The sequence below is a fragment of the Endozoicomonas sp. ISHI1 genome (assembly GCF_024606225.1).
In the GTDB taxonomy this organism is placed as follows: domain Bacteria; phylum Pseudomonadota; class Gammaproteobacteria; order Pseudomonadales; family Endozoicomonadaceae; genus Endozoicomonas_A.
This window is the reverse complement of record NZ_JAGRPU010000036.1, coordinates 1-15462: the sequence shown is the minus strand read 5'-3', so window position 1 is coordinate 15462 and position 15462 is coordinate 1. Positions and strand designations below refer to the sequence as shown.

The 15462-nt window shown below is 49.3% G+C and carries 13 protein-coding genes; 4 read left to right on the top strand and 9 right to left on the bottom strand.

Features of this window, described 5'->3' with window-relative positions:
- The first annotated feature begins 309 nt into the window (after nucleotides 1-309).
- From KBW69_RS18860 to ptsG, 4 genes are all read left to right on the top strand, one after another.
- Nucleotides 310-1305 (top strand): ABC transporter ATP-binding protein, encoded by a 996-nt coding sequence (locus KBW69_RS18860; RefSeq protein ID WP_257253434.1) that lies wholly within the window; start codon nucleotides 310-312, stop codon nucleotides 1303-1305.
- Nucleotides 1306-1363: 58 nt separating this feature from the next.
- Nucleotides 1364-2077: an ABC transporter permease gene (locus KBW69_RS18855; RefSeq protein ID WP_373690717.1), complete on the top strand. Its 714-nt coding sequence runs from the start codon at nucleotides 1364-1366 to the stop codon at nucleotides 2075-2077.
- 63 nt (nucleotides 2078-2140) lie between these two features.
- Nucleotides 2141-2965 (top strand): NADPH-dependent 7-cyano-7-deazaguanine reductase QueF, encoded by an 825-nt coding sequence (queF, locus tag KBW69_RS18850; protein WP_257253436.1) that lies wholly within the window; start codon nucleotides 2141-2143, stop codon nucleotides 2963-2965.
- A 249-nt stretch (nucleotides 2966-3214) separates the two neighbouring features.
- On the top strand, nucleotides 3215-4648 hold the full coding sequence (gene ptsG, locus KBW69_RS18845; RefSeq protein ID WP_257253423.1) for a PTS glucose transporter subunit IIBC: 1434 nt from the start codon (nucleotides 3215-3217) through the stop codon (nucleotides 4646-4648).
- Between the two features lie 6 nt (nucleotides 4649-4654).
- On the opposite strand, the gene KBW69_RS18840 is transcribed toward ptsG, so the two are convergent.
- From KBW69_RS18840 to KBW69_RS18800, 9 genes are all read right to left on the bottom strand, one after another.
- Entirely contained in the window at nucleotides 4655-5392 is a 738-nt protein-coding gene (locus tag KBW69_RS18840) for a copper homeostasis protein CutC (protein WP_257281860.1), read from the bottom strand.
- A 277-nt stretch (nucleotides 5393-5669) separates the two neighbouring features.
- Nucleotides 5670-6371, bottom strand: coding sequence for a hypothetical protein (locus KBW69_RS18835; RefSeq protein WP_257281859.1), 702 nt, complete (start codon nucleotides 6369-6371; stop codon nucleotides 5670-5672).
- A gap of 391 nt (nucleotides 6372-6762) precedes the next feature.
- Nucleotides 6763-7269 carry a PTS glucose transporter subunit IIA gene (gene crr / locus KBW69_RS18830; RefSeq protein ID WP_257253427.1) on the bottom strand — a complete coding sequence of 169 codons (507 nt, stop codon included), beginning with the start codon at nucleotides 7267-7269 and terminating at the stop codon, nucleotides 6763-6765.
- A 133-nt stretch (nucleotides 7270-7402) separates the two neighbouring features.
- Complete coding sequence (pfkA, locus tag KBW69_RS18825) at nucleotides 7403-8383, bottom strand: 6-phosphofructokinase (protein ID WP_257253428.1); 981 nt, start codon at nucleotides 8381-8383, stop codon at nucleotides 7403-7405.
- Between the two features lie 77 nt (nucleotides 8384-8460).
- Nucleotides 8461-9897, bottom strand: a complete 1437-nt coding sequence (gene pyk, locus KBW69_RS18820; RefSeq protein WP_257253429.1) for a pyruvate kinase — start codon at nucleotides 9895-9897, stop codon at nucleotides 8461-8463.
- A gap of 415 nt (nucleotides 9898-10312) precedes the next feature.
- On the bottom strand, nucleotides 10313-11320 hold the full coding sequence (gene gap, locus KBW69_RS18815) for a type I glyceraldehyde-3-phosphate dehydrogenase (protein WP_257253430.1): 1008 nt from the start codon (nucleotides 11318-11320) through the stop codon (nucleotides 10313-10315).
- A gap of 709 nt (nucleotides 11321-12029) precedes the next feature.
- Nucleotides 12030-12287 carry an HPr family phosphocarrier protein gene (locus KBW69_RS18810; protein WP_257253431.1) on the bottom strand — a complete coding sequence of 86 codons (258 nt, stop codon included), beginning with the start codon at nucleotides 12285-12287 and terminating at the stop codon, nucleotides 12030-12032.
- Between the two features lie 547 nt (nucleotides 12288-12834).
- Nucleotides 12835-14220, bottom strand: a complete 1386-nt coding sequence (gene nagE, locus KBW69_RS18805; RefSeq protein WP_257254107.1) for an N-acetylglucosamine-specific PTS transporter subunit IIBC — start codon at nucleotides 14218-14220, stop codon at nucleotides 12835-12837.
- Between the two features lie 315 nt (nucleotides 14221-14535).
- Nucleotides 14536-15051, bottom strand: a complete 516-nt coding sequence (locus tag KBW69_RS18800) for a YgjV family protein (protein ID WP_257254108.1) — start codon at nucleotides 15049-15051, stop codon at nucleotides 14536-14538.
- Between the last annotated feature and the right edge of the window lie 411 nt (nucleotides 15052-15462).

Genomic DNA, 15462 nt, shown 5'->3' with positions numbered 1-15462 from the left:
CTTTTTTCATTTTGGGGAAGGGTTGGGCGTCTCTCTCAGTGCTCTTTTTAGCCTCTTCCAAGGACTATGCCACAGCGTTGCAGAGAGTGAAGCTCTACAGATCAATACATCAATAAGTAGTGACAGCCATAAGCAGCAGGATATTTTTCTATTTCCTGATGACGGAAAAACGTTCAAAGTAACTGCCATGAGTAATCGCCTCTGTTTGATTTCACTGGATGGATGAGAGAAAGCAGGGTAAAAGCAAGAGTGACACTATGCAAAGGCTTTGATGGAGAAGAAGCTCTGCATAACACGGACTATAAAAACATGCCTCAGGCACTGAAAATACAGAATCTAAGAAAACAATACGACAATGGATTTCAAGCCCTGAAAGGGATTGATCTCTCGGTTGAAGAAGGCGATTTTTACGCCCTGCTGGGACCCAATGGTGCCGGCAAATCAACCTCTATCGGTATTATTTCATCACTGGTTCGAAAGACTTCTGGCAAGGTTTCAATATTCGGGCACGACATTGATACTGATCTTGTCAGGGCCAAGCGGATGCTGGGAGTCGTTCCCCAGGAATTCAACTTCAACCAGTTTGAAAAAGTTGAAGATATCATTGTGACGCAAGCCGGTTACTATGGCATACCAGCAAAAGAAGCCCGCCAGCGCTCTGAGAAGTATCTCAAGCAGTTGGGCCTGTGGGATAAACGACACAATGTCTCAAGAATGTTGTCCGGCGGTATGAAGCGCCGTTTGATGATTGTCAGAGCCCTGATTCACCAGCCCAGACTACTGATTCTTGATGAACCGACCGCCGGTGTTGATATTGAGCTTCGTCGCTCTCTCTGGGACTTCCTCAGGGACATCAATGGGCAGGGCACCACGATTATCCTGACCACTCATTATCTCGAAGAGGCTGAGCAGCTCTGCCGCAATATTGGCATTATCGATAGTGGCAAGATTGTCGAGAACACCAGTACCAAGGCTTTGTTGGGCAAGCTTCAACAAGAGAGCTTTGTGCTGGATCTGAAAAAGCCGATTGAATATCTGCCTACCTTTGCAGGTTATACCGTCAAGATGTTGGATAACCGTAGCATTGAAGTTGAGGTTGGCAAGCATCAGGGAGTGAATGACCTGTTCAGGCAGCTGAGTGAATGTCGTATTGAAGTAGCCAGTATGAGAAACAAGTCCAACCGGCTTGAAGAGCTGTTTGTCAATTTAACTTCTGATGCCTCGGCGACAGACGCTTCGGGAGCTGACTCTTCGGGACAAACTAAAGGCAGTGCAGCTGAGAAGGGGGAAGCGCACGGTGAGTGAGTGGAAGTATAACCTGGTCGCGTTTAATACGATCTTCAGTAAAGAAATTCGTCGTTTCATGCGCATTTGGCCACAGACCCTATTGCCGCCAGCGATCACCATGTCTCTGTATTTCGTTATTTTTGGTGCCGTGATTGGCTCCAGAGTGGGCGAAATGGGTGGCTTTGATTATATGACCTTTGTCGTACCGGGTCTGGTTATGATGGCGGTGATTACCAACAGCTTCAGTAATGTGGCTTCCAGCTTTTTCAGCAACAAGTTTCAGAAGAGTGTTGAAGAGTTGCTGGTGTCACCGGTACCGAACTGGGTGATTCTGGCCGGGTACACTATGGGCGGTGTTGTCAGGGGGCTCTATGTTGGTGTTCTGGTTATGCTGCTGGGAGCCTTCTTTGTGGAGCTTCAGGTTCATCATATTCTTATTACCCTGCTGGCCGTTTTTCTGACTGCAACTCTTTTTGCATTGGGTGGTTTCATCAATGCAGTGTTTGCCAGAAAATTTGACGATGTCGCCATCATCCCGACATTTGTATTAACTCCACTTACTTACCTGGGAGGGGTTTTCTACTCAGTAGACGTTCTTCCCGAGCCATTCCGCTCCATCTCACTGTTGAACCCTATCCTCTATCAGGTGAATGCCTTCCGTTATGGAATCCTCGGGCAGGACAGCGGTATCAGCACTGGCTGGGCTTTTGTTGTGATGGTTCTGGCTATCGTTATCATGGCCACATGGGCCCTTCATCTCCTGCGAGTGGGCAAAGGCCTGCGAAACTGAATGTGGAGAGTGCAGAACTGGCCGGGTTATGGGGCAGAAAGAGTTGAGTCAGAGTGTGAAATTATGAGTGAATTAGTGAATGCCTCCCCACTGGGGAAAAACAGTGAGTACCAGGCGGAGTATAATCCGGAACTTTTGTTTCCCATTCCCCGTAAGGATAAGCAGCTGGAGTTGGGGCTGGACCCGGAAAATCTCCCTTTCGTTGGCAGTGATGTCTGGCATGGCTATGAACTGTCATGGCTCAATAAAAAGGGTAAGCCGTTGGCAATGGTGGGTCGTTTTGAGTTGCCGTGCCATTCGCCCTGTCTCATTGAATCAAAGTCCTTCAAGCTTTACCTGAATTCATTCAACCAGACTCAGTTTGACTCTGTGTCTCAGGTTCAGGCGCTAATGGAAAAGGATCTCAGTCAAGCGGCAGGTGCACCGGTTAGCGTAAAGCTGATGACGATTGCCGAAATGGAAGTTTTCGGATTCAAACCGGCTCCCGGTATTGGCGTAGATCAGCTGGATGTGGCCATTGATTGCTATGACTATAAGCCTGACCTCTTGCAAAAGGCTGAAGGCACCCGGGAAGAAACCATCCACTCTCATTTGCTGAAGTCCAACTGTCCAGTTACCGGGCAACCAGATTGGGGTACCGTGGTCGTCCAATATAAAGGTGAAGCCATTAGTCATGAGTCGTTTTTGAGGTTTATCTGTTCATTCCGGGGGCATCAGGAATTTCATGAGCAGTGTGTGGAAAGAGTTTTCACAGAGATCCGGGCCCGTTTCGAAATGGAATCTCTGACCGTCTATGCTCGCTATGTACGCCGGGGAGGACTGGATATTAACCCCTGGCGCAGTAGTGACCGGGCCGGGCAGGATGACAGGCGTCTGATCAGGCAGTAAAGCAACTCGTCACAAAGGATGCCGGACAAAAAGATCTCACCTGCATCAGGATGAATGAATCGCCGTAATGAATGGCGGATCATGCGTAGCTTTTGCTTCCCGGAGGGAGCTGGAGATACTCTGGCCGTCAACACGCCCATGGAAGTAAATGTTATTTCTACGCTCACGGCCGTTTGGTCTATTCTTCCATAAGTTTACCCATCTTCAGCTTGCTCTCAGATTAGAATCTTCTCCCCCGGAGTCTCTCCAATGGTCAAATCTGCATTCGGCACACTTCAGCAGATAGGTCGGGCGTTGATGCTGCCTGTAGCCGTTCTGCCTGTTGCGGGAATACTGCTGGGCGTAGGCAGTGCCGGCTTCGATTTTATTCCAGATCTCGTCTCCAGCATCATGGCCCAGGCGGGTGGCATGGTCTTCGGAAACCTGCCCATTATCTTTGCTATTGGTACTGCCATTGGCCTTACTGATAATGACGGTGTTTCCTCAGTGGCGGCAACTGTAGGCTTCGTGGTCATGCTGGGAACCATGGGTGTCATGGCCGCAGAGCTCGGAGTAGAACCCAGTTCTATTATGGGCATAGATACGATTGATACCGGTGTTTTCGGTGGAATTATTGTCGGTATCATGGCCTCTTGGATGTTCAATCGCTATTACAAGATCAAACTTCCGGATTATCTGGGCTTCTTTGCAGGAAAGCGCTTTGTTCCCATTGTCACCGCCATCGGGGCTGTCTTTCTCGGCATCCTGCTGAGCTTTATCTGGCCCCCTATTCAGGGTGCTATTGACGCCTTTTCACAATGGTCGGTGACTGAAAACCCGGTCATGGCAGGCTTTGTTTATGGTGTGGTTGAACGTGCCCTGATTCCGTTTGGCCTGCATCATATCTGGAATGTGCCCTTCCAGATGGAGATGGGTGAATTCATTGATCCATCAGGTAATGTCTTTAGAGGCGACATTGCACGTTTTTTTGCCGGTGATCCCACTGCCGGATTCCTGGCTGGTGGCTACCTTTTCAAAATGTTTGGCTTGCCTGCTGCGGCCATTGCCATCTGGCATTGCGCCAGGCCAGAGAACAAACAAAAAGTCGGTGGCCTAATGCTGTCAGCGGCTCTCACTTCATTGCTCACAGGCATTACAGAGCCCATAGAGTTTTCATTCCTTTTTGTCGCCCCGGTACTTTATGGCATTCATGCCCTGCTGGCCGGACTGGCTTATGCCATCACCAACTATCTTGATATTAAGATGGCCATGTCATTTTCCAACGGCCTGATCGATTATCTCCTTTACTTCGGCATTGCCACCAAGCCCCTCTGGATTATTGCCCTGGGTCTGGTCTATGCAGTTCTCTATTATGTGATCTTCAGGGTCATGATTACCCTGCTGGACCTCAAAACACCCGGACGTGAAGTTGAAGCTGAACTTTCAGCCAAAGTGGTTCCATCCAGCGCCCTGGCGAGAGACCTTATTCTGGCTTTTGGCGGCAAGGGAAACATTAAGAATCTGGATGCCTGTATCACTCGTTTGAGAGTCACGGTTAACAACCCTGACGACGTTGACCAGGAAGCCATTAAACAACTGGGAGCCACGGCTGTTGTCGTGGTGGGTCAGAATATGCAGGCCATCTTTGGCACTCAATCCGACAACATCCGAACCGAGATGGAAGAAGTCATTCAATCCATGTAAACCGGGTTACTGAAAAGACTCTACTGCTGTACAGAGGGAACGCACTCTCTCAACCGATACTTCTCCCTCATCAAGAACACTGCTGTACGCATGAATGCTGGTCGAATGAATTTCTACGGGTAGTTGTTGAAGAATCTTCCCGGCGTTGTCCGGACCAACCCCACCACCGACGACCAGCTCCAACCTGTTTTCGGCTTTCAACATCAGTTGCTCGAGCATCCTCACGCCTTCAAAAGCGCCGTCAGCAGAACTCCAGGTTGTACCACTGCTCAGAATACGATCCACACCGTATTGAATCAGTATATCCAGACTCTCAAACACGTTGGGTGTAGCATCCAGTGCACGGTGAAACGTCACGGACAGATTACGGGTCTTGGCGGTGTCGACCAGTCGCCCCAGTACATCACGATTAATGGTATTGCCGGGAAGTGCAAGAGCACCTATGACGACACCATCAGCACGCGCTTTGGCGGCATCACAGATCTGCCGTTCCATAAGCAAAATTTCTTCGGTACCGAATGAAAAATCGCCACCCCGGGGGCGGATCATGCACTGTAAACCACAACGATCCTGAAAGGCTTCCCGGGCAGCTTCGAGAGCTTCTATTGTGGGAGTGGTACCTCCTAAGGACATATCACCACACAACTCTATACGTGCAGCGCCACCCTTGCAGGCCGCTGCAACAGAGCGGTAAACATAGTCTGGATTCAGACTGTTGACGCAGATCTCGACAGGGATTGGCAATGTGTGACTCCTGATGCTGCTAGCGCTAAAAAAATAGCATTAAATGTCTTTTATAGATGGCCTGCCGCTGAACGTCAGCGATGACATAGACAGGACAACTCTGACAATAATAACCAGATTGTCACAGATCGCTCAGGAAAACACAGTCTTTACAAATAAAATCTCACGAAACTGAAATGATCTTCAGGCGATAACGGGGAGATTTGAGAGAAATCTGGCAACCTTGAACCAGACCCACCTTTAAAAAAACGACACTAACTACTTATTAAACCATCAATCAGGGCAATTCACCCGTCATTCTGAGCACATCATCAATCAGCATCTTGTCCAGCTTCTGCTTTTGCTTCAGCATTTCCATTTTGCCCGGACTGACCCTGACCGTGAAGCTTTCAGGCTCATCATCGCTAATCGCTGCAGGCATGGTAACAGTGTATTCCTCATGGGTTGGGTCCATAAAGAAATAAGGTACAGAATGAGAAAAATTATCAAAACAACCCTGTGACTGATACCTGATAAGGTCATCATAATAAGATGACATATAAGATGAGTAGGCTGATCTTGCTCCCATACACCCGGTGCCTGAGCTTTTTCTAACGGTGTCATCCAGGCCCCATGCCTCTTCCCCCCGAGCGGATTCTTCCTCCGGTGGAAGAACGATATCAGGAAGGCGCGCAGCCTGCCTGATATGCTCGGCTTCCATACGCTTGAGTTCTGCCACCAATTCCTGATGGGTCATACGGTTCAAGCGAGCCTCGCGGGCCTGGGCATAAGACTCGTAACTGCTCCCGCCTAACAGAGAGTCTCCGTCCAGATATCGGGACACAGTCTCTCTTCTGACAGAGTCCAACTCGTCAATAACAACCTGCAAGTTCTCAGCCTCCCGATCTTCTTTCGGGCTCACAGGTACCTCTTGGAATGAAAAAATCAGCAGCAGGAAGCCGGTAACCACCAGCACTAAAAGCGACACAACTCCTTTCATATACACCTCCTTTAGTCTAATCGCACAGTTTTTTTGTTATGGGAATACAGTGATGACAGGAGCTCACAACACATTGCTTTAAAAGGCGCAGAATTGCATTTCTAACTCATACCTGTCTTTTAATTGAGACCACGAGTTTTCCAGAGGGTTCAATCGCGGACAGAATAGAATAAGGAAGAAAGGTCGTCACTAACGTGTCGGTCAGGTATTCTGACCGTCAGGAAACGCTGAAAGGCTTTAAGGTGAAGTTGGGGATTTTGGAAGCCGCTGGTGTGTCGGCTTCAAGGTACTGACAGACATTATCGAACAAGCGCAAAACCCCGTACTTTGCGACACCCTCCTTAGGGCGGGGAGGATGTCAAGTCCGAAAATAACAGCCTGTTTGAAACAACTACTTCATTTTGACAACCAGCAGGTTGTCATTGCCCTGGACAACAGAGCCCGAAGATTTTTCCAGAGAGGCGACATCGTCCATGTTGGAGATCACAACGGGTGTAATCACACTCTTGGCTTTCTCCTTCAGAAAGTCCAGATCCACTTCAATGACCGGATCTCCAGCCTTGACTTGCTGGCCCTCGCTGGCAATACGCTTGAAGCCCTCGCCCTTTAGCTCGACGGTATCGATACCAAAATGAACAAACAGCTCAACCCCGGTGGGCGTCTCCATGCTGAAGGCGTGATTGGTTTCAAAGATTTTGCCAATCTCACCATCACAGGGCGCTACCATCACGTTGCCAGTAGGATCAATTGCGATGCCATCACCCACCACCTTGTCGGCAAAAACAGGATCAGGTACTTCTTCAATCGGCACAATGTCACCGGTCAGCGGTGCCTTGATCACCGTTCCCTGATCGGCGCTTAGCCCAATGCTTTTCTTCAGAGAGTCAAAAAGGCCCATCGCTTTCACCTTCTACTTCGGACGCGTTTATTTTAGGAGCCCTTGATTAATCTGGCCAGTTGACCCGACTGAAGCTCCCGATTCCTTTCCAGATTAACAGCTGAAGCGACAAACAACAGCAGTTAGAGACCATCTATACGGTGACGATATCCGCTACTTTTAGCAGATGACCATCAATCGCATTGTGCTTACTGATGGCTTTTTCCAGAGGGGTATGGACAATTTTTTGGTCACGAACACCCACCATCACACCACTGACACCTTCACGCAGAGCTTCCACAGAAGCCACTCCAAGGCGACTGGCCAGAACGCGGTCATAACAGCTGGGCTTGCCACCACGCTGAATATGACCGAGCACAGTTACTTTGACTTCATAAGTCGGGAAGTTTTCTTCCACAGCCCGGGACAGTTCAAAGACACCACCGGATTTATCACCTTCTGAAACCACTACGATACTGGATGTTTTCCCGGCTCTGCCACTTTGCTCAAGAGAGCTCATCAATTGATCCACAGACTTTTGATCTTCTGGAATCAAAATCTCTTCTGCACCAGCGGCGATACCGGCATTTAATGCAATAAAGCCTGCATCCCGACCCATTACTTCGATCAGAAACAGACGATTATGAGAGGTTGCAGTATCGCGAATCTTGTCAATCGCCTCTACCACGGTATTCAAGGCAGTGTCATAACCAATGGTGAAATCGGTTCCGAAGATATCGTTGTCAATGGTGCCGGGAACACCAATACAGGAAAGACCATGTTCCTTTTCCAGCAGCATGGCCCCGGTGAAGGAACCGTCACCACCTATAACAACCAGTCCATCCAGCCCGGCAGCCCGGGCATTTTTATAAGCAGCAGCCCGCCCCTCCGGAGCACGGAATTCCTGACAGCGGGCAGACTTCAGGAAAGTCCCACCCTGATTGATAATATTGGCCACTGAGCGCGCGTTCATTACTTCCAGGTCGTTATTAATCAAACCTTTATAACCTTCATGAATAGCTACCGGCTCAACCCCGTAAAAGATACAGCTGCGCACTACGGAACGGATGGCGGCGTTCATGCCCGGGGCATCACCACCTGAGGTAAGCACACCAATTTTTTTTAGTTCTGCCATGATCTGCTCGTCTCCTAAATCCCGTCAGGGAATGCATCAGGCATGCTGCCCAGTCAACATGCCCGTATTGACTGAAATTATTTCACAGTAACAATCTGCATGGTGTTGGTGCCGCCTTCAACTTCACAGGACTCACCCTTGGTCAGAATAATACGGTCACCGGATTCCAGCAGGCCACGATCTTTCAGTTCGGCAATAGCACGCTGATTGACTTCGGGGCCGTATTGGCTGCCACTATCAAAAGCGACTGACTCAACACCCCTGTACAGTGCAACGCGACGCTCAGTAGTTTTGTAGCGGGTCAGGGCAAAAATAGGCAGGCTGGTGTTAACACGGGACATCCACAGAGGAGTCGCACCGGTTTTGGTCAGACAAACAATCGCTTTTACACCTTCCAGACGGTTTGCCGCGTGCATGGCTGCCAGCGCAATGGCTGCATCGGTTTCACCGGCATAGGCCTTGTCCAGGCTGCTTCCGGAAATCATTTCAGGATGTTTTTCAGCACCCTGACAGATACGGGCCATAGCCTTGACGACTTCATGTGGACGCTTGCCTGTAGCCGTTTCACCGGACAACATGACAGCGTCGGTGCCATCCAGAACGGCGTTAGCCACGTCAAACACTTCAGCACGGGTTGGCTGAGTGTTGTGAATCATGGACTCCATCATCTGTGTGGCTGTAATGACAGGACGGTTCAGGCGACGGGCAACGTTGATCATCTGCTTCTGAACACCAATCAACTCAGCGTCGCCGATTTCCACACCCAGGTCACCACGAGCAACCATCACCGCATCAGAGGCCCTGATCACTTCTTCCAGCAATTCAAAGCTTTGAACCACTTCTGCACGCTCAATCTTCGACAGAATGGCAGCTGTACCACCGGCTTCACCCAGCAGCTTGCGAGCTTGCTCGACATCAGCCGCACTGCGCACAAAAGACACTGCCAGGAAATCGACACCCAGAGAAGCGGCCAGCTTGATGTCTTCCTTATCTTTCACGGTCAGGGCATCGGCAGACAGACCACCACCGGCCAGGTTGATACCCTTATTGTTGGACAGCTCACCACCATCCAGAGTGGTGGTTACGATGCGTGAACCCTTAATAGTCTTAACCTGCAGGCTCAGACGGCCATCGTCCAACAGCAGTACATCACCTACCTTGCAGTCATTTGGCAGATTTTTGTAGGCAAGACCGACCTGGGTTTCATCACCGGCATCGATGGGCAGTTCGGCATCCAGAACAAATTCCGCATCGTCCGGCAGGAAGATCTTGCCATTCTGGAAACGCCCGATACGAATTTTGGGCCCCTGCAGGTCACCGAGAATCGCAACACTGCGACCCAGACGGGCAGCAATACTGCGAATGCGCTCTGCACGGACACGGTGATCATCAGCGTCACCGTGAGAGAAATTCAGTCGAACAACGTTGACACCGGCTTCAATCAACTTGGTGAGCTGTTCTTCGGACTCTGTGGCAGGTCCGAGTGTGGCAACGATTTTTGTGCGTCTGAGCATGATATCCTCTCGCGAATTCGCCACGAACCGACCCAGCACGATAAAACTGCCTGAAGGGAGAGTCGACCGGGGCATAAATGCCATACGGCAGTTTGATAACAATTTTCAAGTGAGAAACATTTGACGGGTAATCAATAAAAACACCTGCCTTTGTTCCTGCATCTGTTCAATCTTGATAAAGCAACAAAAAGGAGAGTGTGTACCTGAAATGCCAGCATGCCAATCTGAACCCATTATAGATGGCATGCCAATTTCCCGACATCCGGAAGATGGCTTGAGTGTTTAATCCTCAGCCAGCTTCATATACACCTTCTTCTTTTTGCTGTTTAGTCCCGGACATCCAACGCCCTGCTATGAGAGCATCGGCATCAATCTGAAAAGCCTCACATCACCGAGGCTTTTCAATCACCTGAACTCAGGCACTCAGCAGAGCTTTAGCTGTGTCCAGCATACGGTTGGAGAAGCCCCACTCGTTGTCGTACCAGGACATCACCTTCACCAAGTTACCTTGTACGCGAGTCTGGGTGGCATCAAAGCTGGAAGAGAATGGACTGTGGTTGAAGTCCATGGAAACCAGAGGCTCGTAATTCACGTGCAGTACCTTGCCCATCGCATCGGAAGACTTGGCTGCATTAGCAATGATTTCGTTGACTTCTTCTTTGGAAGTGTCACGACTGGCGACAAAACTCAGATCTACCAGAGATACGTTGATGGTAGGGACGCGAACCGCCATTCCATCAAACTTGCCTTTCAGCTCAGGAACCACCAGACCAACAGCGGCAGCGGCACCGGTAGCAGTCGGGATCATGTTCTGTGCAGCCGCTCGGGCACGATACAGGTCGCTGTGGTATACGTCGCTGAGACGCTGGTCATTGGTGTAGGCATGAATAGTGGTCATCAGACCTTTTTCAATACCCAAAGCATCGTTCAGTGGTTTGGCAATGGGTGCCAGACAGTTGGTAGTGCATGAAGCGTTAGAAATAACGGTCATGTCTGCAGTCAGGGTGTCATGGTTAACACCATAAACGATGGTGGCGTCCACTTCCTTGCCAGGAGCAGAGATGATGACTTTCTTCGCGCCGGCATTCAGGTGAGGTTTGCAAGCTTCCCTGGAACGGAAAACACCGGTGCATTCAAAAACAACGTCAACACCCAGAGCAGCCCAGGGCAGATTAGAGGGATCACGTTCAGAGAATGTCTTGATTTCGTCACCGTTGACAAACAGTGCACCTTCACCTTCTTCAACTTGAGCGTCGAAACGACCGTGTACGGTATCGTACCTGGTCAGGTGAGTATTGATTTTCGCATCACCCAGGTCGTTGATAGCAACAATCTGGAATTCTTCACGACGACCTGCTTCATAGAGCGCACGCAGAACGTTGCGACCGATACGACCATAGCCATTGATTGCGATTTTGATCATGACGTCTCCAATACCCTTAGTCACAGCGGGATAACCCGCTACTTCGATTAGTAGATAGGATTTCCGGTGTAAATTCAGCTTCGTGAAAATACCTAAACCCCTTGTCTTACAAGGGCTCACAGTTTTTTTCAACAATCGACAGAACTAATAACCCTGCCCAACAAACAGTCACACCAAAGGACACTTTTATTCAGGGAGTACAACAAAAGTTATCCATATTAGGCCATCAGGGGTTGACACAGGATTGGAACGACGTTACAAATACGCTCATCAAGACACACAAAGTCGCACACTTGAAAACATCGCCCCCCCAGTAAATCTTTCCTGATGGGTCGTTGTGCACACACAAGGGTGCACAAACAGCCGGATTTCTCTCTACAGACGGCAATCTGAAGGAGAAACCCAGCATATTTCAGCAGTTAACAACACCTGACAACCTACACTCACCAGTGCGCGTTACCCGCTTGTTATCCATCAAACATACCCGAAAACACGTTTCATTCATGTCTTATGGATGACATCGTCCCGATGCATTTGTTCAAACACACCCGGTACGTGATACTTCTTAGAGGATACCCGTAACCGTTTTAGTATTACAGGCATTTTTGCACCAGAAAATATTTCGTCAGTGAACGACTTAATCATCCTGATTGACAACTGATTTATTCCGAAAGACAACCCGGCCGTAGAGGCCGGGCCAGCATAAAGCTTACTTCAATGTAACGATAAACTCTGCCAGGTGTTGTACAGCCTTCTCAGCTCCGTCACCTTCGCCGATGATGGTCACTGTTGAGCCTTGAGTCAGACCCAGGGTCTGCAGTTTGAACAAACTCTTGGCACTGGCCTGCTTGCCACCAGCTTCCAGCTTAATGTCACACTCGAAGGTCTTGGCTTCTTTGACAAACTGAGCAGCCGGACGAGTATGAAGGCCATTCTCAGCAGTAATTACAACATCTTTCTTAAACATATTCGGTCTCTCTGTAACTTGAGCAGAACAAAAGCCGACAAGACATATTGATTCGTTCAGCCAGTGGTGCTAAGCCTAAGTAAACTCCACGCCATGACCCAAGAATCAGCCAGCCTCAACCAAAACGGTATCAGGATTTTCCACTAAACTGCTTCGCAGGCAAGAAAAATCAAAACCTTCTTTGAGCCAGGGCAAAACGGCTATTTTTAGCGCACCACCTACTAGGAGCCTGACCGAGAATAGCGCCCGTAGCGAGGACGGTAGAAAATTGAGGATGAAAATTCGGTTTTGTGAGGAGAATAGCGAGCTATTTGACGAACAAAAGCGGATTTTCAGACCAATTTGCTGCCGCCGCAGTAGGGCAGACTATTCTCGGTCAGGCTCCTAGCAGCCTGTCGGACTTAAGCGTCCGTAGCGAGGATTGCAAGAAATTGAGGATAAAAATTTCTGTTTCTGAGGAGAATAGCGAGCTATTTGACGAAGAAGCAGGAATTTTTAGACCAATTTATTGCAACCGCAGTAGGACAGCCTTAAGTCCGACAGGCTGCTAGCGCAGCATTTTAGCGTTTATTTCACCCGCAATGATTTCAGCCTGAGGCCCGAGAATCACCTGCAGGTTATTTTCGCCAAGCTTCACCACCCCTTTGGCACCCAAGGCTTTCAGACCGGCTTCATTGATCAGGTCACGGTTGGCCAGAGTCAGGCGCAGACGGGTGATACAGGCTTCAACAGAGGTCAGATTGTCCTCTCCACCCAGTAGTTCAATATAACGCAGAGCACGCTCTGAGCCACTGACTGCTCCAGAAGATGTTACTGCCTCCGGCTCCTCATCTTCACGGCCCGGGGTCTTAAGGTTGAAAGCCCTGATGGCGAAGTAGAACACACAGAAGTAGATAACAGAGAAGGCCAGACCAATGAACACCAGTGTCACAGGCTTGGTAGCCAGCCCCCAGTTCAGAGCCATATCCAGCGCACCTGCAGAGAAGCCAAAGCCATGCAGAACACCAAACATGTTGGTGACCACCAGAGACAGTCCGGTCAGCACTGCGTGAACAGCGTAGAGGCCTGGCGCCAGGAATACGAACATGAACTCCAGAGGCTCAGTGACACCGGTCAGAAAGGCAGTTGCACCGACAGACAGCAGAACACCACCCACACGGGCACGATTTTCTCTAGGTGCCGCCAGATACATAGCCAGCGCAGCAGCAGGCAAACCGAACATCATGACCGGATAGAAGCCCGCCATGAAAGTACCGGCAGTGGGGTCACCGGCAAAGAAACGAGGCAAATCACCCGTTACTACCTCACCGGCAGCATTGGTGAATTCACCGAAGCCAAACCAGAAAACAGAGTTCACAACATGGTGCAGACCTACCGGAATCAGGCCACGGTTCAGCACCCCGTAAGCAAACTGCCCAATAGGCCCAGACTCAGAAATTCCATTAGCAAATGCATCAATGGCAGACTGGATGACTGGCCATACATAACCTGCTACTACAGAGACAGCCAGGGCAATCAGACCGGTCATGATCGGAACCAGACGTTTGCCGCCGAAGAACGCCAGGTAAGGTGGCAGAGCTACCGCATGAAAACGATTGTAACTGTGACCGGCAATGATACCGGCGATAATGCCGCCAAAGAATGACATATCAATGTCAGCATTGATGGTCTTGGCCCCGGCAGTCAGTACAAAATAACCCACTGCACCCGCCAGCACCGCAGCACCGGCATCGTCCTTTGACAGTCCGGCAGCAATACCCATCGCAAACAGCAAAGGCAGGTTACTGAAGATCGCGTTACCCGCTTCTGCGACAAAGGCAATATCCAGCAGGTCAGGCTGCCCCAGACGCAGCAGAATTGCCGCAATAGGCAGAGTGGCGATGGGCAGCATTAATGCCTTACCCAATCTCTGCATATAGCCAAGAATGTTCAAAATAGTTACCCCTTAGATTTTAACGTCACTGCACAAACCTTAATCAAAACCCCGTGGAACTCAAAAAGACAGACTCTTGATGGGCAGCGTATGGTTTGGGACGAAATGTAACCGGTCACAATGCACCAGTTCAACTGTGTTGTGAAGGTTTCGTAAGGAGATTAACCCGTTATTGACCCAGAGCAAAAAAGCAAACGGAACATTTGGTGTCAGTAGTCACATATGACACACCACTTCAGAGAGCACCTCAATGAGGTGCTTAAGCGATGGGAGCCAGGTGTCTGTTCATTGACTGGAATGAAACAGAGGTAAAGCTCAGTACTCGGACTTTGTCACTATTGGACTCCTGTTGTAGAACCTTAGGTAGGCCACGATGTTACTGAGCAGGAACAGCACTTCCATGACGACGGCCATCGGGGAAAGGACAAGAACGTTGTGGCTCAACCAAACTACCGCCCCCACCATCATGATCAGTCTCATCTCACGATCGTCTTTACTGAATGCGCCTATCGTTTGCAGGCAGGAGCCGACGAACGCCACGAGACTGATGAAAGACTCGTAGGTAACAAAGAGTGTCACAACATTGATAATCAAAAACAGGTTTCTTACCCCGGGCCGAGACGTAAAGCAACTGGTCAGATAGCGTATTGACGCAATCGTCATAACCACGGCCGCTGTGAAAGCATTGAGTAAGTAAAAGTGCGTCGCAATCAACGCTCCCGCAATAAACAGGCACAACACCACCTGTTTGCGTATTTTGAACTGAAAAGACAACAGGTCAAACACAATAGCGATGGATACCAAGATCTGTGAAAGCGTGTAATTATCCATGTTTACAACCCTTGTTCACTCTGGCTCACGCAAGGGTAATTGCCTCCAATGCGATTGATGTCCGTAAATATTCTGTATTCGCCGGATTGTTTTATGCGAGCCAATTGGCTTTCCATTATTTCATACATCAGCAATTTGCTCTTTTTTTGTTATGCCTCATGCTTATTTTATTGCGAGATGTAACAAACTAAAATAATTCAAAACATTAAATTATCCAATATAATCATTCACTGCACGTAATGACCTCCTCATCCAACCGCTAATACCGCTACTAAAAATCTAATATAATCTGTAATTATGTAGACTTATCTACGCCGTCACCGTGGATGCACGACGAATCGTGTCTAACTCCACTCTTGCGTAGGGTTTAACGTCGAGCTGTAACGTGTCTCGACCATAATTATCAAGGTT